We start from the raw sequence: 26,324 nt of genomic DNA, 5'->3' as shown, positions 1-26,324 counted from the left end.
CCAATGCCTTCCTCCTGCCCTGAACTCGCCGTTGCCACCGCTGACGTCGCTGCCCGTTCCAAGCCCTGGCGCCTGCCGGCGGCGGTCGGTTTTCCGCTGCTGGCCGCGGTGCTCTTTGCCTTTTTCTTCGCAGCCGCCGCGCCCACGCCGTTGTTCGTCGTGTTCCAGCACGCCTGGGGCTTCTCGGCGTCGATGCTCACGGTGGCGTTCGCGATTTATGCGATTGCGTTGCTGATCTCGCTGCTGGTGGCGGGTTCGCTGTCGGACCACATCGGCCGGCGGCCGGTGGTGCTGGGGGCGCTGGTGCTGCAGGCGGTGGCGATGGGGCTCTTCGTGCTGGCAGAGGACATCTCCGGGCTGATCGGCGCGCGCGTCGTGCAGGGCGTGGCCACGGGCATCGCGAGCGGCGCGCTGAGCGCGGCGGTGGTCGAAGCGGCGCCAGCATCGCGCAAGCGCCTGGGTGCGCTGATCACCAGCGTGTCGCCCCTCGCGGGGCTCGCGGTGGGCGCGTTGCTGACAGGCATCGCAGTCAAGTTCACTGCCCAGCCCGTGATGCTGGTGTTCGGCGTGCTGGCCGTGGTGTTCGCGGTCGGCGCGGCCGTGGTGCTGTGGATGCCCGAGACGGTCACGCCGCGCCCCGGTGCGCTGGCTTCGCTGGTGCCGCGCGTGTCGATTCCCGTGCGGGCGCGGGCCGACTTCGTGCGCGGCCTGCCGGTGTTCATCGCGGTGTGGGCGCTGGGCGGCCTGTACCTGTCGCTCGCACCATCGCTGATGCTGCATGTGTTCCACATCGACAACGGCGTGGTCAACGGTCTCACGGTGGCGGTGCTCTCGGGCTTCGGTGCGCTCGCGCCCACCTTGCTCGGCCGCTTCCCCGCGCCGCGCACCGTCGTCTTCGGCGCGGCCAGCATCGCGATCGGCCTGGTGCTGCTGCTGGCGTCGCTGGCGACGAAGTCGCTCGCGTTGTTCTTCGTGGGCACCGCGATCGCGGGCCTGGGCTTCGGCGGTGCGTTCTCGGCGCTGGTGCAGACGCTGGCGCCGCTCGCCGATTCGCACGAGCGCGGCGAACTCTTCGCCGCCATCTTCGTGGTCTGCTACCTCGCGTTCAGCCTGCCGGCGATGCTCGCGGGCTTCCTGGTGAAGCCGCTCGGCCTGCTGAACACGGTGGAAGCTTACGCAGCGGTGCTGCTGGCGATCGCGGCCTTCGGCATCTGGCGGCAATGGGCGGCGCTACGCAGCAATGCGCGCGGCCTCCCAGTTAGCGAGTAGCGCGGGCGGAAAGAATCGCGCGCGCCGCCTCGGCGAAACCCACGCCGCGCTCGCCCGCCGTCACATAGCGCGGCAGGTGCTCCAACTGCGGCACGAAGCGCGCGACGTTCGCCACGCCGATGCTGCCCGCGAAGGTGCGGAACATCAGCTGGTCGTTGGTGGAGTCGCCCACGTAGGCCCAGCGGTCGAGTTCGTCGTCGAGCGCGCGGCCCCAGAGCTCGCGCACGATCCAGCGGGCGCCCTCGAGCTTGTCGTTGTCGCCGTACCAGCCGTTGATGTGGATGCTGCTCACCGTCGCGTGCATGCCCTCGCTGCGCATCAGCGCGACGACGTGGGCGATGGTCTCCTCGCTCAACTGCACGAACTCGCTGTGGTCGATGGCGATGTCGGTCTCGCGGCCCGCTGAATCGGTGGCGCGCCGCGCACCCGAAATCTCGCGCTCGATGCGCGCGAGCACCGCCTGCATGCGCGCGAAGTTGGCGGCGCGCGTGGGCGCGTCCTGCTGGTAGCGCTTTTCGATCTGCCCATCGGCCGTGGGCAGCAGCGCCACCGCGCCGTTCTCCGCCACGATCGCATCGACCGGCCAGGTGTTGACGAAGGGCAGGCTCCAGCCCACCGGCCGGCCGGTGATCGCCACGATGGCGAAGCCGGCTGCTTTCAGCTCGCCGAGCGCCTGCAGCGCCTCGGCCGTGATCGCGCCGTCGGTGGTGAGCGTGTCGTCGATGTCCGTGAACACGCCGACGAGCGCACTGCGCGCCGGTGCTGCCCAACGGTCGAGCGGCAGCAGATGAGTGGGCGAGGCGGGCAGGGGAGACGACGAAGACGACATGGGCGATGAATCTCTGGAGAGCCCGAGATCGTACCGGCGCTTTCGTGTAGCATCCCGCCCCCGCCGCGCCTTCCAGGCCGGCGCGGCGCCTCCCATGCCCCACATCCTCGTCGACAACCTCCTCAAGACCTACCGTATTTCCGAGCGCGACCCGGGCGTGATGGGTGCGCTGCGCGGCCTCGTGCAGCGGCGGCATCGCACGGTGGAGGCGCTGTCGGGCGTGTCCTTCGAATTGCAGCGCGGCGAGCTGCTCGGCTTCATCGGGCCGAACGGCGCGGGCAAGTCGACCACCATCAAGATCCTCGCGGGCATCCTGCGGCCCGACGGCGGGCGTGTGGAGGTCGATGGCCGCGATCCCTTCGCCGACCGCGAGCGCCACGTGGGGCGCATCGGCGTGGTCTTCGGCCAGCGCACGCAGCTGTGGTGGGACCTGCCCGTGGGCGACGGCTTCGATCTGCTGCGCGACATCTATCGCGTCGATCCGCAACACTATCGCAAAACCCGCGACGAGCTGGTCGCGCTGCTGCATCTGGAGCGCGTGCTCGACCAGCCGGTGCGCCAGCTCTCGCTGGGCCAGCGCATGCGCGCGGAGATCGCGGCGGCGCTGCTGCATGAGCCCGACATCCTGTTCCTGGACGAACCGACCATCGGCCTCGATGCGCCGTCGAAGCTCGCGGTGCGCGACTTCGTGCGCCGCGCCAATCGCGAGCGCGGCACGACTGTGCTGCTCACCACGCACGACATGCACGACATCGAGGCGCTGGCCCAGCGCGTGATCGTCATCGGCCACGGCCGCGTGCTGGCCGACAGCCCGGTCGAGGCGTTGCGCGCACAGGTGATGGCCGAGCGCCGGTTGATCGTCGACTTCGCGCAAGACGCCGCACCGCCCGCAGAGGTGCCCGGCGCCACGGTGCGCGCCCGCGATGGGCAGACGCTGGTGCTCGATTTCGATCCTTCGGTGACCACCGCGCCGGCCTTGATCGCGCGCATCGCGGCCGAGCACGTGGTGGAAGACATCCGCCTTGAAGGCCTGGCGATCGAGGCGGTGATCGCGCGCTTCTATGCGATGCACGGAGCGGCCGAAACGTGATGATGCAGCTGCGGACTCTCGTGCGTCCCTACGCTGCGGCCTTCGCCTCGCGCTTCCTGCAGATGCTGCAGTACCGCACCGCCGCGCTCGCGGGCTTCGCGACGCAGTGCTGGTGGGGCGGCATCAAGGTGATGGTGTTCGCTGCCTTCTATGGCGGCACGGCCATCGCGGGCGCGAGTTCGCCGATGTCGCTCGCGAATGCCATCACCTATACGTGGCTGGCGCAGGGGCTGCTCGTGCTGCTGCCCTGGCTCAGCGACCCGGAAGTGGCGCAGGCCGTGCGCACCGGCGCGGTCGCCTACGACCGGCTGCGACCGGTGGATGCCTATGCGCTGTGGTTCGCGCGCAGCGCCGGATGGATCGCCGCGCGCGTACTGCCGCGGGTGGCTCTGATGGCTGCGTTCGCCGCGGTTGCGTTGCCGCTGGCGGGGTTGGGCGAGTGGGCCTGGCAGCTGCCAGCGAGCGCGGCGGCGGGGCTTGCATTCCTCGTGTCCGCGGGGCTGGCGCTGCTGCTGTCGGCATCGATGGTGATGCTGCTCAACGTGGCGGCCACCGCCGCGCTCAACGAGCGCGGCATCAGCGCGGTGGCGACGCCCGTGGTCATCGTGCTGTCGGGCAACCTGCTGCCGCTCGCCTTGCTGCCGGACGCCTGGCAGACGGTGCTGTTGGTCCAGCCGCTGGCCGGGCTGATGGACATTCCCGCGCGGCTCTACTTCGGTCAGTTGAGTGGCTGGCATGCGATGGCCGCGCTGGCGCTGCAGTGCTTCTGGATCGCAGTGCTCGTCGCCGCGGGACGCTTCGCGATGGGCCGCACGATGCGCAGCCTTCAGATCCAGGGCGGCTGACCGAATGGGCTCGCTGCCACTTTTCTTCCGCCTCGTGCGCGCGTCCATCGGCGGCCAGGCGCGCTATCCCGCCTCCGCGCTGATGCTGACCGTCGGCCAGTTCCTCGGGACCGGCATCGAGGTGGTTGCCGTCTGGGCGCTGTTCCATCGCTTCGGCGAAGTGCAGGGCTGGCGCATCGGCGACGTGGCGCTGTTCTACGGGCTGGTCAACTGCATGTTCGCGCTGGCCGATGCACTGGGCCGCGGCTTCGACGTGCTCGGCACCGAGTTCCTGCGCACCGGCGCCTTCGACCGCTTGCTGCTGCGTCCGCGCCCGCTGACGCTGCAGTTGATGGGCAACGACTTCCGCATCAGCCGCGCGGGCCGCCTGTTGCAGGGCCTGGCCGTCGTGGCGTTTGCGACGCAGCAGGCAGGCATCGAATGGACGCCGGCTGCGGTGGCGATCGCGCTGTTCGCGCTGGCCGGCGGCGTCGCGCTGTTCCTCGGCATTTTGGTGCTGCAGGGCACGCTGTCGTTCTGGACCGTCGAGAGCCTGGAGATCGCCAACGTGCTCACCTACGGCGGCGTGCAGGCGGCGCAGTACCCGCTGGCGCTGTATGCGCGGTGGTTCCGCCGGGTGCTGACTTTCGTGGTGCCGCTGGCCTGCGTGGCCTATTACCCGGCGCTGGCGATCCTGGGGAAGGCCGACCCGCTCGGTGCGCCGGGGTGGGTGGGCATCGTCTCGCCGGTCACGGGCTTCGTGTTCCTGGCGGCTGCCTTCGGCGTGTGGCGGCTGGGGTTGCGCCGCTACGCGTCGACGGGCAGCTAGGTCAGGCAGTCGCGATCAACCGGCGCTCTGCAGCGCCAGCCCCGCGTGCTCCCGCAGCGGATGGAAATGGATCTTCGGAAACCGCTCCTGCGCCAGCCGCACGTCGTACGGCGAGGTGCACAGGAAAGCCAGCGTGTCCGCCGCGTCCTTGGCCATGCGCACCGGGTAGGCGTTGACGAACTCGCGCAATTCGGCCGGCGTGTCGGCCGTGATCCAGCGGGCGCCCGTGTACTGGCAGCCTTCGAGCCGCACGTCGGCGTCGTACTCCGCCTTCAGGCGGTGCTGCACCACTTCGAACTGCAGCTGGCCGACGGCGCCCAGCAGCATCGGGCCGCCGACCTCGGGGCGGAAGACCTGAATCGCGCCTTCTTCGCCGAGCTGGGCCAGGCCCTGCTGCAGTTGCTTGGTGCGCAGCGGGTTCTTCAGGATCACGGTCATGAACAGTTCGGGCGCGAAGAAGGGCAGCCCGGTGAACTGCAGGCTCGCGCCATCGGTGATGGTGTCGCCCAGCTGCACGCCGCCGTGGGTGGTAAAGCCCACGATGTCGCCCGCATAGGCCTCTTCGACGGCCTCGCGGCGCTGGCTCATGAAGGTCACGACGCTGGTGGGGCGCAGTTCCTTGGACGTGCGCTGCACCTTGAGTTTCATGCCCGGCGTGTACTTGCCCGAGGCCATGCGCACGAAGGCGATGCGGTCGCGATGGTTGGCGTCCATGTTGGCCTGCACCTTGAAGACCACGCCTGCGAAGTCCTTGTCCTCGGGCTGGATCTCTTTCACTACCGGCTGGCGGTTGACCATCGTGGTGCTGGTGCGCGACTGCGGCGAGGGCGCGAGGTCGACCAGCGCATCGAGCACTTCCATCACCCCGAAGTTATTCACGCCGGAGCCGAAGAACACGGGCGTCTGCTTGCCGGCCAGGAAGGCTTCGCGGTCCCAGGTCGGCGAGGCACCGGTGGCCAGCTCCATGCTGTCCATGGCGGATTCGAAATCGGCGCCGAAGCGCTTGGTGAGCGCTTCGCGGTCCGTCAGCGGAATCGTCTCGAAGTCGTGCGGCAGCCGTTCGCTGCCCGACTCGAACACCGTCATCGTCTGCGTGCGCAGGTTCATGATCCCGCGGAAGGTCTTGCCCTGGCCGACCGGCCAGGTCATCGGCACGCAGGGCATGCCGAGCTCGCGCTCCACTTCGTCCAGGATGTCCAGCGGCTCGCGCACTTCGCGGTCCATCTTGTTGACGAAGGTGATGATGGGCGTGTCGCGCTGACGGCAAACCTCGATCAGCCGCCGCGTCTGCGCTTCCACGCCGTTCGCCGCGTCGATCACCATCAGCGCCGAGTCGACGGCGGTGAGCACGCGATAGGTGTCTTCCGAGAAGTCCTTGTGGCCGGGCGTGTCGAGCAGGTTGATCACGTGGTCGCGGTACAGCATCTGCATGACCGACGAGGCCACCGAGATACCGCGCTGCTTTTCGATTTCCATCCAGTCGGAGGTCGCATGGCGCGAAGCCTTGCGCGCCTTCACCGAGCCTGCGATCTGGATCGCGCCGGAGAAAAGCAGCAGCTTCTCGGTCAGCGTGGTCTTGCCGGCATCAGGGTGGGAAATGATCGCGAAGGTGCGGCGGCGGCGGGTTTCGGCAACAAAAGACAAGATGGGCAATCTGCGGGGGAAGGCCGCGATTTTAGAAGGGCGTCCGGAACCGGCCCGCTCCGAGGGCCTAAAAAGCCTCCGTCATCCCATACGCCCGCATCTGCGCCTCGAACTGCGCCACGTCGTGGCTCAGCACCACGAGGTCGTGCGTCACGCCCTGCTTATCTTTCACGTGCTTGCTCAGCAGCGCCTCGGGACGAAAGCCCAGCGCCTGGAAGACCGCGATGGCGCTGCGCTGGTCGACGGTCATGCGCGCGACGAGTTTTTCGGCGCCGCGCTCGATGGCCAGCGCGCAGGCCTCCCGTGCAAGCCGATGGCCGAGGCCGCTGCCGCGCAGCTCGGGCGCGGCCAGGAGGCGCAGCTCGGCCACGTGACTGGACCACGAGTGCGGATCGCGGATCACCGCCGCGCAGCCCAGCACTGTGGTGCCGCGCATCGCGAGCACGCTGTCGATGTCGCCGCGCTCGATCGCGCGGACCCAGGCGTTCATCACCTTGGGCTCGGTGATGTCGCGCGGCAAAAAAAGCAGGTCGTGCACGGGCAGGCCCTGCGCGAAAGCCAGCACGGCGGCCGCGTCGTCCGCGTTCATCAGCCGCAGGACGATGTCGCCGTCGCTGCTCGTCACGGTGCGCGGATAGGTCCGCGAGAAAGAGTCGGACACAGCGGTGATGGTCATGTCGAGCGCACTCCAAGCCAGTCGTCGAGTTTGGGCCACAGCCGGCGGACCGCGTTGGCGCCCGCGGCCAGGCTGACGTGGCCGCCCTTGAGCACCACTTCTTCCTTGTCGGTGGAGCCGATGTTGGCGATCAGCGGCTGGCCTGCCTCATAGGGAACGATGTGGTCGTGCTGCGCGAGCGCGTGCAGCACGGGCACCTTGATGTTTGCGAGCAGCACCTTGCGGCCGCCGAGCACCAGCTCGCCCTTGAAGAGCTTGTTGTCCCACATCAGCTCCTTGACGGTCTGGCGGAAGTACTCGCCGGCCAGCGGCAGCATCTCGGCGCCCCAGCGGTCGAACATGCGATACGACTTGACGAATTCGTCGTTGGCCATGTTGTCCCACAGCTGCACCACGCCGGCGCTGCGGCCCGCGGGACGCAGCATGTCGAACGAAGCGAGCAGCATCTCTGGCGGCACGTTGCCGATCGTGTCGATGAGCCGGTCGACGTCGAAATAACGCCGGTCCGACCACGCATGGAAGAGCTTCATGCGGCTGAAATCGATGGGCGTGGTGAAGAGCGCGAGGTTCTTGATCGGGCCCTCCGGATGCAGCGCCGCATAGAGCGTGGAAAGCACGCCGCCCATGCAGTAGCCCACGAGCGTGACGTCTTCCTCGCCGGAGCGTGCCTGCACGCGCCGCAGTGAATCGGGGATGAAGTCGAGCACGTAGTCCTCGATGCGCAGCTGCTTTTCCTGCGGGCGCGGCGCGTTCCAATCCATCATGTAGACGTCGTAGCCCTGGAGCAGCAGGTGCTCGACCATGCTCTGGCCCGGCGCGAGGTCGAGGATGTAGCCGCGGTTCGTGGTCGCCATGACGATCAAGAGCGGCACGCGGTAGATTTCGTCGACCAGCGGGCGGTAGTGGTACAGGCTCAGCGTGCCGCGGCGGTGGATTTCGTCCCTGGCCGTCTGCCCCATGGCCGGCGCGGCCGAGGTGAGGAAGTCCAGGCCCTTGAGGTTGCGCTGGATCGCGCGCTCGATCTCTGCGCCGATGTCGGGCAGGGCGAACGCGTCCGCCGCGGCGCTCATCGTGTGCGCTTTCCGGCGGGGCGCTTCGGGGCGGCCGGAGCCGGGGCAGCGGCCTCAGCCTGCGGGGGCTTCTTGGTGCGGCGCGGCTGGGGCGGCGCATGGGCGGTCGCGGATGCAGCCGGGCCGCGTGCGCTTTCCATCGCGCGACTGATGTTCGCCAGGTGATCGTCGATGCTTTGCAACTGCTCGCCCAGTGCCTGGATGTCCGCGCGCGTCGGCAGGTTCAGTATCGTGAGGTAGCGCGCCATCAGGTCGCCCAGCGCTTTCTGCCCGGTGAGCGAGGCGTTCATCCCGCCGTGCATGCCCTGGCGGAACGGATCGGAGGCCATGGTCTCGTTGGCGAATTCGTTGGTGCTCTTTTCCCATTGGGCCGTGAGCTCGCGCCACGTGGCCATCGGGTCGAGGGGGGAGAACTTGTTCATGGACAGAGGCCCCGTCGTCTATCGGTCGTTCAATGATCGCGAAGCTGCCCGGTGTGCGCGGCGATGGCGTCGATGATCTGCGGCCACATCGAAATCGGCAGCGCGTGGCCCATGCGCGGGATGCGCAGCAGCTTCGCGCCGGCGATCGCATCGGCCACATCCACGCCGCACGCCACCGGCACCAGTGGGTCGGCATCGCCGTGGATCACCAGCGTGGGCACGCGCACGTCGCGCAGCGCCGGTTTGCGGTTGCCCGATGCGAAGACCGCCGCGAGCTGCCGCGCCACGCCGCCCGGGTTGAGCCCGCGGAGGAAGATGAGCTGCGCGCGTTCGGCATCGCGCGCCTCGTCGAGCGGAAAGCCGGGGCCGCGCAGCACGCGCCAGATCTTCTTGTAATGCGCCAGGTAGGCATCGAAGGTCAGCGGTGTCGGCGAGAACAGCACTGCCAGCGCCTCGGGCGTGGGCGGCGGCAGCGCGGGATCGCCGGTGGTCGACATGATGCTGGTGAAGGAGCGCATGCGCTGCGGATGATGGATGGCCATCTCCTGCCCGATGGCGCCGCCCATCGAGGCGCCGACGATGTGTGCGCGCTCGATGCCGAGCGCATCGAGCAGGCCGATGCAGTCGTCGGCCATGTCGCGCAGCGTGTAGGGCACGGAGAGCGGCTTGCCCGCCATGGCCTGCAGCATCAGCGCCTGGATGTCGGGCACGCCCAGGTGCGACAGGTGCGTCGAATGGCCGATGTCGCGGTTGTCGAAGCGGATCACGCGGTGCCCGCCCGCTTCCGCGAGGCGGGCGCAGAACGCGTCGTCCCAGGCCACCATCTGGGCGCCGAGGCCCATGATCAGGACGAGTGGCGATGCCGCGGGATCGCCGAAGCTGTCCCACGCGATTTCGACGCCATTGACCGGCCTGCGCCGCTCGATGGAGGGTGGGGCGGCGGTCATTGCGCGAGGCCTTTTCTATCGACTTATTTGCGCTGCAGCATCTTGGTCACTTCATCCACGTTGGACTGGATGCGCTGGCGCACGACGTCGAAGGCATCGGCCTGCGACTTGGCCGCGAGGTTGGCGAGTTCCTTGATGTCGTCGATGGCGCGCTGGAACGACTGGCGGCCGAGCTCGTCGAGCTTGGCGAGGTTGGCCTTGGCATCCTTGCCGGGCATTTCCTTGGCGGCCGTCTGCCATTCGGTGATGGCGCTCTTGATCATCTCGGTCTGCCGCTGCACCACGGTCTGCAGGCCCTGGTAGGACTTTTCGTTGGCTTGCATCAGCGCCTGCAGGTCCTTGCGGCCGCTGTCGAGCAGCTTGCCCGCGCCGCCGGTGAGGTTCAGTTCCTGCAGGCGATCGGCCATGCCCTTGAGGTTCTTCATCGGATTGAGCATGTCGGCGGCGCTGGGGGCGGCCGCCTTGGCGCTGCTGGTGCTGCTGCTGCTGCTGGCAGCGGTCTTTTTGGCGGCGGCTTTCTTGGCAGTGGCCATGGTGCGGTATCTCCTGTGTCGGGTGAACGGGTGAATGGCGAGCAAACAAGGACCGGCCGGACGGCAAAAGTCCCTCGCCACGATACGCCGCACCGACGCGCCCGCGGTCACCGCAGCGACAAATTTGCCTGCGGGATTTCCCTTGGGTGACTTGCCTTACATCGGCGCTTACATCGGCGGCGCGAAGCCGTCGCGCCCGGCCGTCACGCGCAGCGCCGTGGGCGTGCCGTTCTTTTCCTGCGCATTGACCAGCACCTTGGCGCCGGGCACCAGCAGCGCCTCGGTGCCGGCGCGGAAGGTCACGACCGGCACATCGGGCGGCACAACGACCGTCTTCTCGCCGCCCTTGTAGGTCAGGCGCAGTTGCTGCCCGCCGCGCACCGATTTCGGCGCCGCGGCCAGGTCGGCGACGGTGGCGTTGGTCATTGTGCTCTCCGGCAGCAGGTCCCACGGCCGGTGGCCTTCGCCCGTGCCGCGCGCGGCCTCGGGGAACACCACGACTTCGAGCGCCTTCTGCGTGCCGTCGGCCTGCGGCATGGCGGCGGTGCCGATGAAGCTGCCCTTCTTGATGTCGGCGAGCTTGATGCGGTAGACCTCGGACAGCTGCATGTCGGCCGGCCGCGCAAGGCTGACGACTTCGCCGCCGCGGTCCTGCACGACGAGGGTCTTGGCGTCGACGCGGACGATGGTGCCGCGGATGCGGACTTGTTCGGAAGGGGCTTGTGCGGAGGCGGAGATCGGTGCGGCAGCAGCGGCAAGAAGAGCGGCCGAGGCCAGCAGGGTCGAGGAAATTCTGGAGAGCATGGGAAGGATCTTGGTGTTGGAGTGCGGATCAATGTACGCCTCGACAACGAAACGCGCTTCCCGCCATGCGGGATACCCCAGCGGTTGGCTCGGCCTGGCACCACGTCTACAATCCGCCGTTCCGAGGAGCGTTGCAGCGCCATCAAGGCGTGAGGCTCGGACCACATCGCAACCACGCTCACCCGCTGTTCTCGCGGTGAGTCCTTTTTCCGTCAGACCCCCGTACGCAGTGGCATCTTTCAAACCAGTTTTGGAGTTCTCATGAGCGCTGTTCTCAAGCCCACCCCCGTTTTGACCGCCGACCAGGCGATTGCCGACCTGTCCCTCGCCGCCTGGGGCCGCAAGGAAATCCGCATTGCGGAAACCGAGATGCCCGGCCTGATGGCCATCCGCGAAGAGTTCTCGAAGGCGCAGCCGCTCAAGGGCGCGCGCATCACGGGCTCGCTGCACATGACCATTCAAACGGCCGTGCTGATCGAGACGCTGCAGGCCCTGGGCGCTACCGTGCGCTGGGCCTCGTGCAACATCTTCTCGACGCAGGACCACGCCGCCGCAGCGATTGCCGCTTCGGGCACGCCGGTGTTCGCGATCAAGGGCGAGTCGCTGGAAGACTACTGGGGCTACACCCACAGCATCTTCGACTTCGGCCCCAAGGGCTCGAAGGGCGAAGGCCCCAACATGATCCTGGACGACGGCGGCGATGCCACGCTGCTGATGCACCTGGGCCAACGCGCCGAGAAGGACCTGGGCGTTCTGGCCAACCCGACCAGCGAAGAAGAACGCATCCTGTACGCCGCGATCAAGGCCAAGCTGGCGGTCGATTCGACCTGGTACACCCGCAAGTCCGCCGAGATCATCGGCGTGACCGAAGAGACCACCACCGGCGTGCACCGCCTGAACGAAATGAGCGCCAAGGGCACGCTGCTGTTCCGCGCGATCAACGTGAACGACTCGGTCACCAAGAGCAAGTTCGACAACCTGTACGGCTGCCGTGAATCGCTGGTGGACGGCATCAAGCGCGCGACCGACGTGATGATCGCCGGCAAGGTGGCCTGCGTGGCCGGCTACGGCGACGTGGGCAAGGGTTCGGCCCAGGCACTGCGCGCACTGTCGGCGCAAGTGTGGGTCACCGAGATCGACCCGATCAACGCCCTGCAGGCCGCGATGGAAGGCTACAAGGTCGTGACGATGGAATACGCCGCCGACAAGGCCGACATCTTCGTGACGACCACCGGCAACAAGGACGTCATCACGCACGACACCATGGTCAAGATGAAGGACCAGGCGATCGTCTGCAATATCGGCCACTTCGACAACGAGATCGACGTCGCGTCGATCGAGAAGTACGAGTGGGAAGAAATCAAGCCGCAGGTCGATCACATCACCTTCCCGGACGGCAAGAAGATCATTCTGCTGGCCAAGGGCCGACTGGTGAACCTGGGCTGCGGCACGGGCCACCCGAGCTTCGTGATGTCGTCGTCGTTCGCGAACCAGACCATCGCGCAGATCGAGCTCTTCACCAAGCCCGACGCCTACCAGGCCGGCAAGGTCTACGTGCTGCCCAAGCACCTGGACGAGAAGGTCGCGCGCCTGCACCTGAAGAAGGTCGGCGCCATGCTGACGGAACTGACCGACTCGCAGGCCGCCTACATCGGCGTGAGCAAGAACGGCCCGTACAAGCCGGACACGTACCGCTACTAAAGCGTCCATGCGCGCTGATCAACTGTTGGTGGAACGCGGCCTCGCCGCGTCGCGTTCGCAGGCCGTGCGGCTCATTGCCGGCGGCATGCGCTGGCGCGATGCGGGCACGAGCGACGCATGGCGCTCGGTCGTGAAGAACAAGGACGAAGTGCCTGCATCCGCCGAGCTCGAACTCGACGATGCGGCCGAGGCGCGGTACGTCTCGCGCGGCGGGCTCAAGCTGGAAGGCGCGCTGAATGTGAGCGGTGTCGATCCCGCCGGCAAGCTGTGCCTCGATGTGGGCCAGTCGACCGGCGGCTTCACCGATTGCCTGCTGCAACGCGGCGCGACGAAGGTCGTGGGCGTCGACGTCGGCCATGGGCAACTGCATGCGAAGTTGCGCGAGGACGAGCGCGTGGTCGCCATCGAAGGCGTCAATGCGCGGGCGTTGTCGCCGGCCGATCTGCAGGTGGACGATGACGAGGACGCCGAGGCGGAAGATGCCGCAGAGGTTGGCGAGGTAGTCGAGGCTCCGGCCGAGCCGCGCTTCGACCTCATCGTCGGCGACCTGTCGTTCATCTCGCTCACTCTGGTGCTGCCGGCCGTGGTGCAGTTCCTGGCCGACGACGGCCAGCTGCTGATGCTGGTCAAGCCGCAGTTCGAACTGCAGCCCGGCCAGGTCGGCAAGGGCGGCATCGTGCGCGACGACGCGATGTACCCCGTCGTCGAGAAGCGCCTGCACGATGCATGCGCAGCGCTTGAGCTGAAGGTGCTGCGCTGGTTCGACAGCCCGATCGCCGGCGGCGACGGCAACCGCGAGTTTTTCATTCACGCCGTGCGCGCGTCCGGCGCGAACGGTTCCTAAGGAGACGCAGGTGCGCCTTCCGCTGAGTTTCGAATTCTTCCCGACCAAGACGCCCGAAGGCGCGGTCAAGCTGCGCGCGGTGCGCCAGCAGCTGTATGCGCGCAAGCCGCAGTTCTGCTCGGTCACTTATGGCGCGGGCGGCTCCACGCACCAGGGCACCTTCGGTGCGGTGCAGGAGATCCTGAACGAGGGCGTCGATGCCGCCAGCCACTTCTCTTGCATCGGCGCCACGCGCGCCACGGTGCGGGAGCAATTGGCCGAGCTGAAGGCCATGGGCGTCAAGCGCCTCGTGGCATTGCGCGGCGACCTGCCGAGCGGCTATGGCATCGGCGGCGAGTTCCACTATGCGAGCGATCTCGTGGCCTTCATCCGCGAGGAAACGGGCAGCGACTTCCACATCGAGGTGGCGTGCTATCCCGAAGTGCATCCGCAGGCCCGCTCGCCCGAGGCCGACCTGCAGGCTTTTGCCGCCAAGGTGAAGGCGGGCGCCGATTCGGCCATCACGCAGTATTTCTTCAGCCCCGAGGCCTACTTCCGTTTCGTCGACGAGGTGCGCAAGCTCGGCATCGACACGCCGATCGTGCCGGGCATCATGCCCATCACGAGTTCGACGCAGCTCATGCGTTTCTCGGACGCCTGCGGCGCTGAAATTCCTCGCTGGATCCGCCTGCGCCTGCAGGGCTTTGGCGACGACACGGCCTCGATCAAGGCCTTCGGCCTGGACGTGGTGACCGACCTCTGCGCGCGCCTCTGCGACGGCGGCGCACCTGCGATCCACTTCTACACAATGAACCAGTCGACGGCGACGCTGGCCCTGCTGGAGCGCCTCGATTGAGAGGGCGCGCCGCAGGTTCGCCGCTGCGCACGGGGCTTCGCCTCGTGCTTGTCGCGGTCACCTGCGTGTTGGCGGGCTGCGCCATGCCGCCTGCCACCGAAGGCGGCACCGATCCGGGCGCTGCGGCGGGTTCTCGCTTGCGGCCGCTGTCGTCGGGGCTGGCCGTTCCACCGGGCGCTTCCGCGCGGTCGGATGTGCCTTCGGTGCGCTATGACCTCGCGGTCTCGGGCACCGGCGAGCTGACGCCCGACGACGGCGTGCCCGGCGACGACGGCCCGCGCGAGATATTCGAGCGCGGCGGCGCATCCTGGTATGGCATCCAGTTCCACCAGCGCAAGACGGCCAGCGGCGAGCGCTTCGACATGACGGCCCTGACGGCTGCCCACAAGACCCTGCCGTTCGGAACGCGCGTCTGCGTGCGCAGCCTGGTCAACGGCAGCGAGGTGCTGGTGCGCATTACCGATCGCGGACCCTATGCGCAGGGCCGCGTGATCGACCTGAGCCGGGCCGCTGCCGAGCGCATCGGCCTCATCGGACTCGGAATCAAGCAGGTGGCGCTGTCGGTCGTCGGCTCCGCGGGCATGCGCTGCGGCGGTGTCGATGTGGAACCGGGCGAGGCTGCCGCACCGATGGCGCCTGGGGCCGATCGCGCCAAGGTCACGGTGCCGGCGCGCCGCAAGGCCGTTGTGCCTCAGCGTCGCCGGCGCTGAGGCGTCGCTCAGCCGCCGCTGTCGAGCGAGAAGGTCGCGTTCCGGTCCTGCGCCAGCTTCTCGGCCAGTTGCGGCAACGCTGCCGCGAGCAGCGGCTTCAGGGTGTAGGGCGGGTTGATGAGGAACATGCCGCTGGCCGGCAGCCCGGGCCGCTTGGTCTCGCCGGTCGGCGTGGCAGTCAACTTGCTCGACTTGACCGTCAGCGTGGCATGCAGCCACGGCTTGCCGGCCTTGGTCGCCATGGTCTTGAGCCGGCGCGGCAGGTCGTGCGCCTCGGGCCGCGGAATGATCGGATACCAGACGGCGTAGGTGCCCGTGGCAAAGCGCTTGAGCGCCTCGGCTGCGAAGTCGAGCACCCGGGCGTAGTCGCTCTTGATTTCGTAGCTCGGATCCATCAGCACCAGCGCGCGGCGCGAAGGCGGCGGCAGGAACTTGGTGGCGCTGCTGAAGCCGTCTTCGGTCAACACGGCGATCTGCCGGCCGGCTTCGAGCTGCGCGATGTTGGCGCCGAGCGTGCGCGAATCGGTCGGGTGCAGCTCGAACAGCTTGAGCTTGTCGTGGTCGCGCAGCAGGTGCTGCACGATGAATGGCGAGCCGGGGTAGACGCGGGCGCCGCCCTTGGGGTTGAAGTCGTGGATGACGCTGAGGTAGCGAGCGATCGCGTCGGCCAGAGGCGCCTCGGCTTCCGGCGCCACTTTCTTGGCCGCGGACTTCGCGGCGGGTGCGGCTGCGGCAGGCTCTTTGGGCGGGGCGAGCAGGCGCAGGATGCCATCGGCCGCTTCGCCGCTGGTGTCGGCGTAGTCGCCGTCGAGCCGGTACAGGCCCGCGCCGGCGTGGGTGTCGACGACCGTGAGGGCGGCGTCTTTTTCAAGCAGGTGGTCGAGCGTGGCAATCAGCACCGTGTGCTTGAGCACGTCGGCGTGGTTGCCGGCATGGAAGGCGTGGCGGTAACTGAACATGAGGGATTCCGGGATAGGTGGCAGATGCGCAACAGCCTCTTCAATGAAGCCGCGGTAACATCAAATTACAAAACGAGAGGGAAACAGGATGAGTCCGTCGAACTGGAGATTTTGGGGCCTCCCGGCCACGATGGGAATTTTGTCGGTCCTGGGCGGCTGCGCCGCCGTCAGCCAGGGGCTCGATCAGCCGATGCGCGTCGACGTCCTGTCGCAGACCGGGGAGATCATTCCCGATGCGAGATGCAGGGCCGTCAACGACAAGGCCAAGGTGAGGATGAGGTCCGGCCGGGTCATCGGTGTGCGCCGCTCGCGGGCCGACCTAATGATCCAGTGCACCGTCGACGGGCAAGGCGTGGCTACTGGCCAAGCGATCTCGCGCCCCAACATCGGTTTCCTGGGCAATTTCGTTGTGGCCGGTGGGGTGATCGGCGCGGCGGTCGACGACAGCGCCGGTACTGCCTACACCTACCCGACCTGGATCCAGATGGTCATCGGCGAAGAGCGCCTGTACGACCGCAGCGGCCATCGCGACGAAAGCCTGGACACGGGCACGCTGGTGCGCAAGCTCGATGTCGCGGCGACAAAGGCCGCGGTGCTGACGGGGCCGGTGACGGCGCCGGTGCGCTGAGCGGCTCGGCCGGCCCTCTGCCGAGGCCCGGAATTGGCCAGATCTGCCAATTCTTCATATAATCGCGGGCTTCGCAGCGTTTTTGTGGCCCCGCGGCGAAGGCACGCAACCCGTCCGTCATTGGGCGGGAAGCGCGTGAAACCCACCTAAGAGATTCCCATCAGAGGAACGCCGACCGTGGAAAAGGGCTCGCCAAACCCTCTTTTCAAGAGAAAAACTCATGACCAAAACGTTCAGCGCCAAGCCCGCTGACGTGACGCACGAGTGGTTTGTGATTGACGCGACCGACAAGGTCCTCGGACGAGTAGCCAGCGAAGTTGCTCTCCGTTTGCGCGGCAAACACAAGGCCATTTACACGCCTCACGTCGATACCGGTGACTTCATCGTCATCATCAACGCCGCGCAACTGCGCGTCACCGGCGCCAAGTCGATCGACAAGGTGTACTACCGTCACTCGGGCTACCCGGGCGGCATCAGTGCCACCAACTTCCGCGACATGCAATCCAAGTTCCCGGGCCGTGCCCTGGAAAAGGCCGTCAAGGGCATGCTGCCCAAGGGTCCGCTTGGCTACGCGATGATCAAGAAACTCAAGGTGTACGGTGGTGCCGAGCACCCGCATACCGCCCAACAGCCCAAAGTGCTGGAACTGTAAGGAGCCTTGAGAATGATTGGTGAATGGAACAATGGCACCGGCCGTCGCAAATCCAGCGTCGCCCGCGTGTTTCTGAAAAAAGGCACCGGCAAGATCACGGTCAACGGCAAGGACATCCAAGAGTTCTTCGGCCGCGAAACCTCGATCATGATTGCCAAGCAGCCCCTGGCGCTGACCAACAACCTCGAAGCTTTCGACGTGATGGTCAACGTGAACGGTGGCGGCGAATCGGGTCAAGCCGGCGCCACGCGCCACGGCATCACCCGTGCCCTGATCGATTACGACGCAACGCTCAAGCCCGTCCTGAGCCAAGCTGGCTTCGTGACGCGCGATGCGCGTGAAGTCGAACGTAAGAAGGTCGGTCTGCACTCCGCCCGTCGTCGCAAGCAGTTCAGCAAGCGCTGATCCTGTTCGTTGCGAACCAAAGCCGCCTTCGGGCGGCTTTTTCGTTGCCAGTACTTGGCGAACGCGGCATCCGACCCCACTTGCGTTGGGGTGCACGCCACAGTCCGTCTGCCGGAAATGCGGCATTGCAGTAGCATTCGTTCCCTTGGCCGCATGTCCGGCCACCTCCCAAGGAGTTACCTCTCATGAGCGCCGTAGCCGAAAACATCCAGACCCAGATGCCCGAGCCGATCGTCTTTACCGACAGCGCGGCAGCCAAGGTGGCCGACCTGATCGCCGAAGAGGGCAATCCCGAGCTGAAGCTGCGCGTGTTCGTGCAGGGCGGCGGTTGCTCCGGCTTCCAGTACGGTTTCACCTTCGATGAAATCACCAACGAAGACGACACCACCATGACCAAGAATGGCGTGTCGCTGCTGATCGATGCCATGAGCTACCAGTACCTGGTCGGCGCCGAAATCGACTACAAGGAAGACCTCCAAGGCGCCCAGTTCGTGATCAAGAACCCGAACGCTACCAGCACCTGCGGCTGCGGATCGAGCTTCTCGGCCTGATGCCTGGATGCCGCTGACAAGGCTCCCCCAAGAAAGCCGCCTCCGGGCGGCTTTTTGCTGCCCGTCGTTTTCCGCTTTCCTTTTTTTCCTTTTCCTTCTTCCATGACGTCCGAAGCCGCCGTCGCCGTCGACCCCTCCCGCAAGAGCCTGCTGTGGCTCGTGGCCGTCGGCTTCTTCATGCAGACGCTGGACGCCACCATCATCAACACCGCGCTGCCGGCCATGGCCGCGAGCCTGAACGTGAGTCCGCTGCGCATGCAGTCGGTGGTGGTGGCCTATGCGCTCACGATGGCGATGCTGATCCCCGCCTCGGGCTGGATCGCCGATCGCTTCGGCACCCGGCGCATCTTTTTCGCGGCCATCGTGCTGTTTGCCGCCGGGTCCGTGCTCTGCGCGCTGTCGCAGGGCCTGGGCCAGCTCGTCGCCGCGCGGGTGGTGCAGGGCCTGGGTGGCGCGTTGCTGCTGCCCGTGGGGCGCCTGGCGCTGCTGCGCACGGTGCCGCGCGGCGAATTCCTGCAGGCGATGAGTTTCGTCGCGATCCCGGGGCTCATAGGCCCCTTGCTGGGCCCCACGCTGGGCGGTTGGCTGGTGCAGTATGCCTCCTGGCACTGGATCTTCCTGATCAACGTGCCGGTGGGCCTGGCGGGCTGCATCGCCACGCTCAAATACATGCCGGACCTGCGCGGAGCCATCCAGAAGCGCTTCGACAGCGTGGGCTACGCGATGCTGGCCTTCGGCATGGTGGCGATCTCGCTCGCGCTCGACGGTGTGTCCGAACTCGGCCTGCGCCAGGGCGGCGTGATGGTCGTGCTGATCTTCGGCTTTGCGAGCGTGGTGGCCTACTGGCTGCGTGCCGCGCGCACGCCCGAACCCCTGTTCGCGCCCTCGTTGTTCGGCGTGCCGACGCTCAGCATCGGGTTGATCGGCAACCTGTTCTCGCGCCTGGGCAGCAGCTGCATGCCCTTTCTCGTGCCGCTGCTGCTGCAGGTGTCGATGGGTTATTCGCCTGTACGGGCCGGCTTGATGATGTTGCCGATCGCGCTCGCAGGCATGGCCATGAAGCGCTTCGCCACGCCCTTGATCACCCGGCACGGCTACCGCAAGGTGCTGGTTGTCAACACGGTGCTGGTGGGCTGCACGATGGCCAGCTTCGGTCTGACGGCGCCCGGCCAGCCCATCGCGTTGCATGTGCTGCAGCTGCTGGCCTTTGGCGCAGTCAACTCCCTGCAGTTCACCGCAATGAACACCATCACCCTCAAGGATCTGGACGGCGGCATGGCCAGCAGCGGCAACAGCCTGCTGTCGATGGTGCAGATGCTGGCGATGAGCCTGGGTGTGGCGGCCGCGGGCGCCGTGTTGGCGGGCTACAACGGAATCTTCGGCACCGAGACGGCAGCCCACACGCTCGATGCCTTCCAGGCCACTTTTGCGAGCATGGGGTTGATCACGGTGGCATCTGCGCTGATCTTCTGGCATTTACCTGCGGAAGTGCGGGCGGCACAGCCTGCGCAGCCGGAGGTTTCCGGCCAGGGTTGAGGCTCAGGCCGGGTAGATCGCGCCCAGCACCCGCGCGCCGCGCGCTCCGGTCACGCTGGCCAGATTGCCCGCCTCGCGGCGGACGGTGCAACGCGCGAGCCAGGCAAACGCCGCCGCTTCGACCTGCTGCGGCGGTAAGCCCTGGTCAGTCGATGCCACCACCTGCACACGGGGAAGCAGCGCGCGCAGGCGTCCGAGGAGGTGATCGTTCAGTGCGCCACCACCACACACGATCAGTAGCTTGCTGTCTTTTCCGTAGCTGAGGAGGTCTGCAGCGCAGGTGCTGGCCGTCAGTTCGGTCAGCGTGGCTTGCACATCGGCCGGCGCCATGGCCGTGGTGCCGAGGTGCGAAGCGAGCCAGGTTGGATTGAACAGGTCCCGGCCCGTGCTCTTCGGCGGCGCCTTGGCGAAATAGGGATCGGCCTGCAGCTGAGCGAGCAACTGAGGCAGCACCTGTCCACTCGCCGCCCATTGGCCGCCTCGATCGAAGGGCTGGCCCTGGTAGGTCTGGCACCAGTGGTCCATCAGCGCATTGCCGGGGCCGCAGTCGAAGCCCAGCACGATGGCACCGTCGGGCGCGTTCGTGGCCGGAAGCAGGCTCAGGTTGGAAATGCCGCCGATATTCAGCACCGCGACGGTCTCGTCGGCGCGCGCGAACAGGGCGCGGTGAAACGCCGGCACCAGCGGTGCGCCCTGACCGCCCGCGGCGAGGTCGCGGCTGCGAAAGTCGCCTACCACATCGATGCCGGTCAGTTCGGCCAGCAGCGAGGGGTTGTTGATCTGCAGGGTGTAGCCGACGTCGTCGAATTCGAGCGGCCGGTGGCGCACCGTCTGCCCGTGCGCGCCGATGGCGGTGACCGCACCGGCGTCGATGCCGCTGTCCGCAAGCAGCTGCTGCACCACGCCGGCATAGGCCCGGGCGAGCCCGTTGCCGGCCAGTGCCGCGCGATGCAGTTCGTTGTCGCCGGGGGTGTTGAGGGCCAGGAGCTCCGCGCGCAGGGCCACGGGAAACTCCGCGGTCGCGTAGGCCTTCACCGCGATCCAGTCGTCGGAAAAGTCGGCAAGCACGCCATCTACGCCGTCGAGCGAGGTGCCCGACATCAAGCCGATGAAAAGTTCGGCGGCCATCTCAGGATCGGTGTCTGGAGAAGACCGCAGCGATCGTGATCAGTCGGCGCTGGCCTGGATGACGGAGAAGGCGGCTGCCAGTTCGGTGCGGGCGCCGACGGCGATCCGTTCGAACGCCGGGCGCAGGGCCGCGGTGATCGGGGCGCCGCCTTCTTGCGCGATGGTGGCGGGGTCTTGATAGACGCCACCCACGCGGAATTCGAAGTGCAGGTGCGGACCGGTCGCCCATCCGGTGGAGCCCACCGCGCCGATCGCCTGGCCCTGGCTCACGCTCTGGCCGGCCTTGACGTCGATGCGGCTCAGGTGCGCATACGCCGTCTGCTGGTTGTTGCGGTGGGTGATGATGACGATGTTGCCGTAGCCGCTCTGCGTACCGGCGAAATCGACCGTGCCGTCGCCGACCGTGCGCACCGCGGTGCCGGTGGGCGCTGCGTAGTCGATGCCGTTGTGCTGGCGCCAGCTGTTCAGGATCGGGTGCATGCGCATCGCGAAGCCGCTGGAGACGCGCGAGAACTCGACCGGCGTCGCCAGGTAGGCCTTGCGCAGGCTATCGCCGTTCGGGCGGTAGTAGCTGCCCTTCTGGTTTGCGCCCGGGGGCTGGAACCAGACGGCTTGGTGGATCCTGCCGTTGTTCTCGAACTCGGCCGAGAGCACGCGGCCGCTGCGCAGCGCCTGGCCGTCGGCTTCGAAGGTTTCGTAGACCACGGCGAAACGGTCGCCCTTGCGCAGAGCGCGCACGTCGACGTCGCCTGCAAAGATGTCGGCCAGCTGGCTCGCCACCGCGTCGGGAATGCGCGCGTCGTCGGTGGCGGCGAAGAGCGAGGTGCGGATCGTGCCGCTTGCGAGGCGTGTGCCCGGCGTCAGCGTGTCGCGCTCGGTGAGGGCGACGAAGCCGACCGGCGTGCGCTCGATCACGAAGCGCTTGAAGCCGCCGTCGCCATCGGGAATCCAGCGGGCGCTGAGCTTCTTGAGCTGGTTTTCCTGGGTGGCTTCGGCCGTGACCGTGCGGCCGACGCGGGCGAACAGCGCGCCGCGGGCTTCGCCGCTGCTGCGCACGAAGGCGGTGGCGGCGGGGTCCGAAATGCCCAGGCGCCGGAGCAGGGCTTCGGCCGTGTCGCTGGCGCGGGTGGTGTCGGTGCGGAACAGCGTGAAGCTGAAGCCTTCGAGCGATGCGCTCTGGTCCACGAACGACTGCGGCGCGGCAGTGGCTTCGAGAATCTGATGGACCGGAAGGTCGGAAGCATCCGGACCCAGCGAGGCCACCGCGAGGGTGCCGGCGCTCAACATCGCCGCGGCGATGATCGCGGTGATCTGCTTGGGGTAGGTACGGAACGTATAGGCCACGCGAGAAGCGAGAAGCTCCTCGGCGGCAAGAATGCCGTTGATCAAACTATGAATTCCAGCTCAGGTTCTGCAAATCCGTGCTGCAAGGCCCAGTGCGTTCAGGGCGGCAGGAGACGGTGCGGAAAAAGCGCCGCTTAGAATTCGGCGCTTGAAAAGTCGGGCTGAGTATAGCTTCGGCATCCCAAAAGTCAGCCAAAAAAGCCCGTAAAGGCCGAATCTGTTACATCCATGAGCCTCTCAAATAGTGTAGGACGCGCGCTCGAAATATCCCTCCGTGGGGCTGACGAGCTGCTGCCGCAAGACGAGTGGGTGCGCAAGCTCCAGCGCTCCGAAGCCACCGGCACCCCCCTGCGCATCAAGCTCGGGCTCGATCCGACCGCCCCGGACATCCACATCGGCCACACCGTGGTGCTCAACAAGATGCGCCAGCTCCAGGACTTGGGGCACCGGGTGATCTTCCTGATCGGCGACTTCACCAGCACGATCGGCGACCCCTCCGGCCGCAACAACACCCGCCCGCCGCTGACCCGGGAGCAGATCGAGGCCAACGCCCAGACTTACTACAAGCAGGCCAGCCTGGTGCTGGACCCCGAGAAGACCGAGATTCGCTACAACTCCGAATGGAGCGACCCGCTGGGCGCCCGCGGGATGATCCAGCTGGCCGCCAAGTACACGGTCGCCCGGATGATGGAGCGGGACGACTTCAACAAGCGCTTCAAGGCCGGCCAGTCGATCTCGGTGCACGAATTCCTCTACCCGCTGATGCAGGGCTACGACTCGGTGGCGCTCAAGAGCGACCTCGAGCTGGGCGGCACGGACCAGAAGTTCAACCTGCTCGTCGGCCGTCATCTCCAGCAGGAATACGGGCAAGAGCCGCAGTGCATCCTCACTATGCCGCTGCTCGAAGGGCTCGATGGCGTCGAGAAGATGTCCAAGAGCAAGCACAACTACATCGGCATCAGCGAAGACGCCAACACCATGTTCGCCAAGGTGCTGTCGATTTCCGACGACCTGATGTGGCGCTGGTACACGCTGTTGAGCTTCCAGTCGCTCGAGCAGATCGAGGCGCTGAAGGCGGAAATCGCAGGCGGCCGCAATCCGAAGGACGCCAAGGTCGCGCTGGCCAAGGAAATCACCGCGCGCTTCCACAGCGCGGCAGCCGCCGAAACGGCGGAGCAGGATTTCGTCAACCGCAGCAAGGGCGGCGTGCCGGATGAGATTCCCGAGGTGTCGCTAAGTGGCGCGCCACTGGGCATCGGCCAATTGCTCAAGCAGGCCAACCTGGCGTCTTCGGCCGGGGATGGCAACCGGCTGATCGATGGCGGCGGCGTGCGCGTCGACTCGGTCGTGATCAGCGACAAGGGGCTGAAGCTGCCTGCGGGCAGTTATGTGGTGCAGGTCGGTAAACGCAAGTTCGCCCGCGTGACCCTGAGCTGACCCCCAAAAAAAAGGCCCCTCGGGGCCTTTCTCTTGATTACCGGACTTCGATCGTGACCCGCCGGTTGCGCGGCTCGTCCACCTCGTCGGCGGTCGGCACGGCCAGGTCGCGCTCGCCGCGGCCCACGGCCTCGACGCGGTTGGCCGGAAACCGCTGCTCGACAAACAGCTGAACCACTTCCTGCGCCCGGCGGCGCGACAACTGGTCGTTCGATTCGCCGTTGCCCTTGGTGTCGGTGTGGCCGGTCACCACGATGTCGCCGCCGCTGCGTGCCAGCGCCGCGGCGAGTGCCTCGGTCATGATCTGCTGCGAAGCCGGCGTCAGCGTGGTGCCGCCGACCTCGAAGAACACGGTGTAGCGCTGCGGCGGAGGCGGGCGCATGTCGAAAAGCGGCTTGTTTTCCGCCTGGACCTTGGCCGCATCGGCTTGGTCGACCACCGGCGCGCCGCTGGCGCCCACCGCGGCCGTTGCACGCTGGTAGGGCTTGGAAAGGACTTCTTCCCCGTCCTTGGCGCGCACCACGACCGCGGAGGGCTTGCCGTCGGCCTGCGGCAGCAGCACCACGCGCGTGCCCGGCGTCGAGCAGGCGGCGAGCAATGCGGTGATCAGTGCGGTGGAGAGAAGAAGGAGCGGGCGGGGCGACATGCTCGTCGGCATCATGGCTTTCCGTCGGTTTGAACGATGAAATCGGTGCCGCGAATGCCGATGGTCGCGGTCTGCGTCTCGACCCGAACCGCGTCGGGGTTGGTCTTGCCGATGAGGCCCGTGATCATGCGCATCGAGCCGCGCAGCAGCGAGACCAGCAGCCCGCCGTCGCGGGTGGTGGCGTCGAAGTGGAATTCCTTCAGGTCCAGCCGCGAGGAGGGACCGACCACCAGCGTCGTGTCGTCCCGCAGGACCACGGCGACCGAAGAGTCGGGGCCGGTCACGATGCGGTCGACGGACCCGAGGGCATCGCCAGCGGCAGCGGTGCGGGTGGTGCCGGCGGCACTGAGCAGCTGCACATTGCCGCGCACCGATTTCACGAAACCCGCCTGGAGGTCGGCAACCGCGGCGGCCGGCGGCGGTGTTGTTTGGGCCTGGGCCATCACGGTGGCGCCCAGCAGGGCGAGGCCGCCCAGAATGTTCAAAAAGTTTTTCATCGTCCCGACTCTCTGCGAAGAATGTTTCGCAATAGTCAAAATATTAAGCCGAAGGCGTTACATATAGACACTACGTCGATAATTCAGCGACATCTTGCGGCCTTTTGCCGTTTTTTGCGTCGTCTTTTGTCGATTCAGTTCCGCTTGCCCATGACGCTCACTCCCAAAACACTGCTCCGCGTTTCTGTGGCCGTTGCCTTGGTCACCATCGTGCTCAAGGGGTTGGCGGGCTACATGACGAATTCGATGGGCTTGATCTCCGATGCGATGGAGTCGTTCGTCAATCTTGCCAGCGCCATGTTCGCCTTGGCAATGGTGACCATCGCCGAGCGGCCGGCCGACGACGACCACCCCTACGGCCACCACAAGGCCGAGTATTTCTCCTCCGGCTTCGAAGGCATCCTGATCGTCGGCGCCGCGGTGGCGATTCTCTGGGTGTCGGTGCAGCGGCTGCTGTCGCCCCAGCCGCTCGAGCAACTGGGTTGGGGCCTGGCGCTGTCGGTGTTCAGCTCGGGCCTCAATGCGGCGCTTGCGGTGATGCTGTTCCGCGCGGCGCGCGCGCACCGCTCCATCGCGCTGGAGGCCGACGGCCGCCACCTGATGACCGACGTGTGGACCTCCGCCGCCGTGGTCATCGGCATCGTCGCCGTGCACTTCACCGGCTGGTTGTGGCTCGATCCGGTGCTGGCCATCGGCGTGGCGCTCAACATCGTGCGCGAGGGCGTCAAGCTGGTGTGGCGCTCCTCGCAGGGCCTGATGGACGAAGCGCTCGACGCCGAAACGCTCGCCACCGTGCGCGCCACGCTCGACGCCTTCGCTGCGCGCCAGCCCGATGGCGGCCGGTTGCGCTTCGATGACATGGTGACCCGCGGCGCCGGCCAGCGCCGCTTTGCCGACCTGCACATGCACGTGCCCGGCGACTGGACCCTGCAGCGCGCGGCCAGCCTCCGCGACGAGCTCGAGCAGGCCCTGATGGACGCCGTGCCCGGCCTGCGCGTCACCATCCAGTTGCTGCCGCTGACCATGGAAGCGCGCGCCACCCAGATCGTGAAAGAACACGGACACCCATGAAAGCCATCCTTCAGCGCGTCGCTAACGCCCGCGTCGACATTGCCGGCCAGACCGTCGGCGCCATCGATGCCGGCCTCTTGATCCTCTTGTGCGCGGAACGCGGCGACGTCGATGCGCTCGCCGACCGCATGCTCGCCAAGATCCTCAAGCTGCGCATCTTCTCGGACGACGCAGGCAAGATGAACCGCAGCGTGCAGGACATCGGCGGCGGGCTGCTGGTGGTGAGCCAGTTCACGCTGGCGGCCGACGTGAGCGGCGGCAACCGCCCCAGCTTCACGCTCGCGGCGCCACCCGACGAGGGCCGGCGGCTCTACGAGTACTTCGTGGCGCAGGCGCGCGCGGCGCATCCGGTGGTGGCCACCGGCGAGTTCGGCGCCGACATGCAGGTGCACCTCGTCAACGACGGGCCGGTCACGATCCCGCTGCAGATGTCGGCGTAGCAG

Annotated in this window: 29 protein-coding genes and 1 riboswitch; of the genes, 16 read left to right on the top strand and 13 right to left on the bottom strand. The window is 67.1% G+C overall.

Going from position 1 to position 26,324, the window contains the following annotated elements; translation table 11 throughout:
• Nucleotides 1-3 precede the first annotated feature (3 nt).
• On the top strand, nt 4-1,269 hold the full coding sequence (locus VARPA_RS26555) for an MFS transporter (protein ID WP_013543682.1): 1,266 nt from the start codon (nt 4-6) through the stop codon (nt 1,267-1,269).
• Here VARPA_RS26555 and VARPA_RS26550 read toward each other — a convergent pair.
• A complete protein-coding gene (locus tag VARPA_RS26550) occupies nt 1,259-2,098 on the bottom strand; it encodes an HAD-IIB family hydrolase (RefSeq protein WP_013543681.1) in 840 nt (279 codons plus the stop codon). The two genes, VARPA_RS26555 and VARPA_RS26550, sit on opposite strands and share 11 nt — an antisense overlap.
• A gap of 94 nt (nt 2,099-2,192) precedes the next feature.
• Here VARPA_RS26550 and VARPA_RS26545 point away from each other — a divergent pair, with 94 nt between their 5' ends.
• From VARPA_RS26545 to VARPA_RS26535, 3 genes are read left to right on the top strand one after another with little or no spacing between them, the layout of a single operon-like run.
• Nucleotides 2,193-3,188, top strand: coding sequence for an ABC transporter ATP-binding protein (locus tag VARPA_RS26545; RefSeq protein WP_013543680.1), 996 nt, complete (start codon nt 2,193-2,195; stop codon nt 3,186-3,188).
• A 2-nt stretch (nt 3,189-3,190) separates the two neighbouring features.
• On the top strand, nt 3,191-4,033 hold the full coding sequence (locus VARPA_RS26540) for an ABC transporter permease (RefSeq protein WP_041944034.1): 843 nt from the start codon (nt 3,191-3,193) through the stop codon (nt 4,031-4,033).
• 4 nt (nt 4,034-4,037) lie between these two features.
• A complete protein-coding gene (locus tag VARPA_RS26535) occupies nt 4,038-4,841 on the top strand; it encodes an ABC transporter permease (protein ID WP_013543678.1) in 804 nt (267 codons plus the stop codon).
• A gap of 15 nt (nt 4,842-4,856) precedes the next feature.
• Here VARPA_RS26535 and VARPA_RS26530 read toward each other — a convergent pair whose 3' ends face one another.
• The 7 genes from VARPA_RS26530 to VARPA_RS26500 all read right to left on the bottom strand — a co-directional run bounded on the left by VARPA_RS26530 (nt 4,857) and on the right by VARPA_RS26500 (nt 10,937).
• Nucleotides 4,857-6,485 carry a peptide chain release factor 3 gene (locus tag VARPA_RS26530; protein ID WP_013543677.1) on the bottom strand — a complete coding sequence of 543 codons (1,629 nt, stop codon included), beginning with the start codon at nt 6,483-6,485 and terminating at the stop codon, nt 4,857-4,859.
• 67 nt (nt 6,486-6,552) lie between these two features.
• Nucleotides 6,553-7,161, bottom strand: a complete 609-nt coding sequence (locus tag VARPA_RS26525; protein WP_013543676.1) for a GNAT family N-acetyltransferase — start codon at nt 7,159-7,161, stop codon at nt 6,553-6,555.
• On the bottom strand, nt 7,158-8,231 hold the full coding sequence (locus VARPA_RS26520; protein ID WP_013543675.1) for an alpha/beta fold hydrolase: 1,074 nt from the start codon (nt 8,229-8,231) through the stop codon (nt 7,158-7,160). Before VARPA_RS26520 ends, VARPA_RS26525 begins: the two co-directional genes overlap by 4 nt.
• Entirely contained in the window at nt 8,228-8,653 is a 426-nt protein-coding gene (locus VARPA_RS26515) for a hypothetical protein (RefSeq protein WP_013543674.1), read from the bottom strand. Before VARPA_RS26515 ends, VARPA_RS26520 begins: the two co-directional genes overlap by 4 nt.
• A 29-nt stretch (nt 8,654-8,682) precedes the next feature.
• A complete protein-coding gene (locus tag VARPA_RS26510) occupies nt 8,683-9,600 on the bottom strand; it encodes an alpha/beta fold hydrolase (protein ID WP_013543673.1) in 918 nt (305 codons plus the stop codon).
• A gap of 23 nt (nt 9,601-9,623) precedes the next feature.
• The gene (gene phaP / locus VARPA_RS26505; protein WP_013543672.1) at nt 9,624-10,133 is read right to left on the bottom strand and encodes a TIGR01841 family phasin; all 510 of its coding nucleotides are present in this window, start codon (nt 10,131-10,133) and stop codon (nt 9,624-9,626) included.
• A gap of 168 nt (nt 10,134-10,301) precedes the next feature.
• A complete protein-coding gene (locus VARPA_RS26500; RefSeq protein WP_013543671.1) occupies nt 10,302-10,937 on the bottom strand; it encodes a hypothetical protein in 636 nt (211 codons plus the stop codon).
• Nucleotides 10,938-11,054: 117 nt separating this feature from the next.
• Nucleotides 11,055-11,124, top strand: a riboswitch (S-adenosyl-L-homocysteine riboswitch).
• A gap of 74 nt (nt 11,125-11,198) precedes the next feature.
• On the opposite strand from VARPA_RS26500, the gene ahcY reads away from it, so the two are divergent.
• The 4 genes from ahcY (at nt 11,199) to VARPA_RS26480 (ending at nt 15,027) form a co-directional block, all read left to right on the top strand.
• Nucleotides 11,199-12,638, top strand: a complete 1,440-nt coding sequence (ahcY, locus tag VARPA_RS26495) for an adenosylhomocysteinase (protein WP_013543670.1) — start codon at nt 11,199-11,201, stop codon at nt 12,636-12,638.
• A gap of 7 nt (nt 12,639-12,645) precedes the next feature.
• Nucleotides 12,646-13,482 (top strand): TlyA family RNA methyltransferase, encoded by an 837-nt coding sequence (locus tag VARPA_RS26490; protein ID WP_013543669.1) that lies wholly within the window; start codon nt 12,646-12,648, stop codon nt 13,480-13,482.
• 10 nt (nt 13,483-13,492) lie between these two features.
• The gene (metF, locus tag VARPA_RS26485) at nt 13,493-14,317 is read left to right on the top strand and encodes a methylenetetrahydrofolate reductase [NAD(P)H] (protein WP_013543668.1); all 825 of its coding nucleotides are present in this window, start codon (nt 13,493-13,495) and stop codon (nt 14,315-14,317) included.
• An 83-nt stretch (nt 14,318-14,400) separates the two neighbouring features.
• Nucleotides 14,401-15,027, top strand: coding sequence for a septal ring lytic transglycosylase RlpA family protein (locus VARPA_RS26480; protein ID WP_013543667.1), 627 nt, complete (start codon nt 14,401-14,403; stop codon nt 15,025-15,027).
• 8 nt (nt 15,028-15,035) lie between these two features.
• On the opposite strand, the gene VARPA_RS26475 is transcribed toward VARPA_RS26480, so the two are convergent.
• The gene (locus VARPA_RS26475) at nt 15,036-15,986 is read right to left on the bottom strand and encodes a 23S rRNA (adenine(2030)-N(6))-methyltransferase RlmJ (protein WP_013543666.1); all 951 of its coding nucleotides are present in this window, start codon (nt 15,984-15,986) and stop codon (nt 15,036-15,038) included.
• Between the two features lie 130 nt (nt 15,987-16,116).
• Here VARPA_RS26475 and VARPA_RS26470 point away from each other — a divergent pair, with 130 nt between their 5' ends.
• From VARPA_RS26470 to mdtD, 5 genes are all read left to right on the top strand, one after another.
• Nucleotides 16,117-16,614, top strand: coding sequence for a hypothetical protein (locus tag VARPA_RS26470; RefSeq protein ID WP_144299051.1), 498 nt, complete (start codon nt 16,117-16,119; stop codon nt 16,612-16,614).
• 220 nt (nt 16,615-16,834) lie between these two features.
• Entirely contained in the window at nt 16,835-17,266 is a 432-nt protein-coding gene (gene rplM, locus VARPA_RS26465; protein WP_013543664.1) for a 50S ribosomal protein L13, read from the top strand.
• Between the two features lie 12 nt (nt 17,267-17,278).
• A complete protein-coding gene (rpsI, locus tag VARPA_RS26460; protein WP_007827948.1) occupies nt 17,279-17,671 on the top strand; it encodes a 30S ribosomal protein S9 in 393 nt (130 codons plus the stop codon).
• A 185-nt stretch (nt 17,672-17,856) separates the two neighbouring features.
• Complete coding sequence (erpA, locus tag VARPA_RS26455; protein WP_013543663.1) at nt 17,857-18,222, top strand: iron-sulfur cluster insertion protein ErpA; 366 nt, start codon at nt 17,857-17,859, stop codon at nt 18,220-18,222.
• Between the two features lie 102 nt (nt 18,223-18,324).
• Nucleotides 18,325-19,758 (top strand): multidrug transporter subunit MdtD, encoded by a 1,434-nt coding sequence (gene mdtD, locus VARPA_RS26450; protein WP_013543662.1) that lies wholly within the window; start codon nt 18,325-18,327, stop codon nt 19,756-19,758.
• A 3-nt stretch (nt 19,759-19,761) separates the two neighbouring features.
• On the opposite strand, the gene VARPA_RS26445 is transcribed toward mdtD, so the two are convergent.
• Nucleotides 19,762-20,886: an anhydro-N-acetylmuramic acid kinase gene (locus VARPA_RS26445; protein ID WP_013543661.1), complete on the bottom strand. Its 1,125-nt coding sequence runs from the start codon at nt 20,884-20,886 to the stop codon at nt 19,762-19,764.
• Between the two features lie 39 nt (nt 20,887-20,925).
• Nucleotides 20,926-22,275 carry a M23 family metallopeptidase gene (locus tag VARPA_RS26440; protein ID WP_013543660.1) on the bottom strand — a complete coding sequence of 450 codons (1,350 nt, stop codon included), beginning with the start codon at nt 22,273-22,275 and terminating at the stop codon, nt 20,926-20,928.
• Nucleotides 22,276-22,458: 183 nt separating this feature from the next.
• Between VARPA_RS26440 and tyrS the strand changes: the two genes are divergently transcribed.
• Entirely contained in the window at nt 22,459-23,667 is a 1,209-nt protein-coding gene (tyrS, locus tag VARPA_RS26435; RefSeq protein ID WP_013543659.1) for a tyrosine--tRNA ligase, read from the top strand.
• A gap of 37 nt (nt 23,668-23,704) precedes the next feature.
• Here the strand turns inward: tyrS and VARPA_RS26430 are convergent, their stop codons facing one another.
• Both VARPA_RS26430 and VARPA_RS26425 read right to left on the bottom strand, forming a co-directional pair.
• A complete protein-coding gene (locus tag VARPA_RS26430; protein ID WP_013543658.1) occupies nt 23,705-24,328 on the bottom strand; it encodes an OmpA family protein in 624 nt (207 codons plus the stop codon).
• On the bottom strand, nt 24,325-24,810 hold the full coding sequence (locus tag VARPA_RS26425) for a FecR family protein (protein ID WP_013543657.1): 486 nt from the start codon (nt 24,808-24,810) through the stop codon (nt 24,325-24,327). The genes VARPA_RS26430 and VARPA_RS26425 overlap by 4 nt, the downstream gene beginning before the upstream one ends.
• A gap of 150 nt (nt 24,811-24,960) precedes the next feature.
• Between VARPA_RS26425 and VARPA_RS26420 the strand changes: the two genes are divergently transcribed.
• Nucleotides 24,961-25,881 (top strand): cation diffusion facilitator family transporter, encoded by a 921-nt coding sequence (locus VARPA_RS26420; protein ID WP_013543656.1) that lies wholly within the window; start codon nt 24,961-24,963, stop codon nt 25,879-25,881.
• A complete protein-coding gene (gene dtd / locus VARPA_RS26415; RefSeq protein WP_013543655.1) occupies nt 25,878-26,321 on the top strand; it encodes a D-aminoacyl-tRNA deacylase in 444 nt (147 codons plus the stop codon). The genes VARPA_RS26420 and dtd overlap by 4 nt, the downstream gene beginning before the upstream one ends.
• Nucleotides 26,322-26,324 lie beyond the last annotated feature (3 nt).

Source organism: Variovorax paradoxus EPS (assembly GCF_000184745.1).
In the GTDB taxonomy this organism is placed as follows: Bacteria; Pseudomonadota; Gammaproteobacteria; order Burkholderiales; family Burkholderiaceae_C; genus Variovorax; species Variovorax paradoxus_C.
This window is presented reverse-complemented; position numbering and strand designations above follow the sequence as displayed.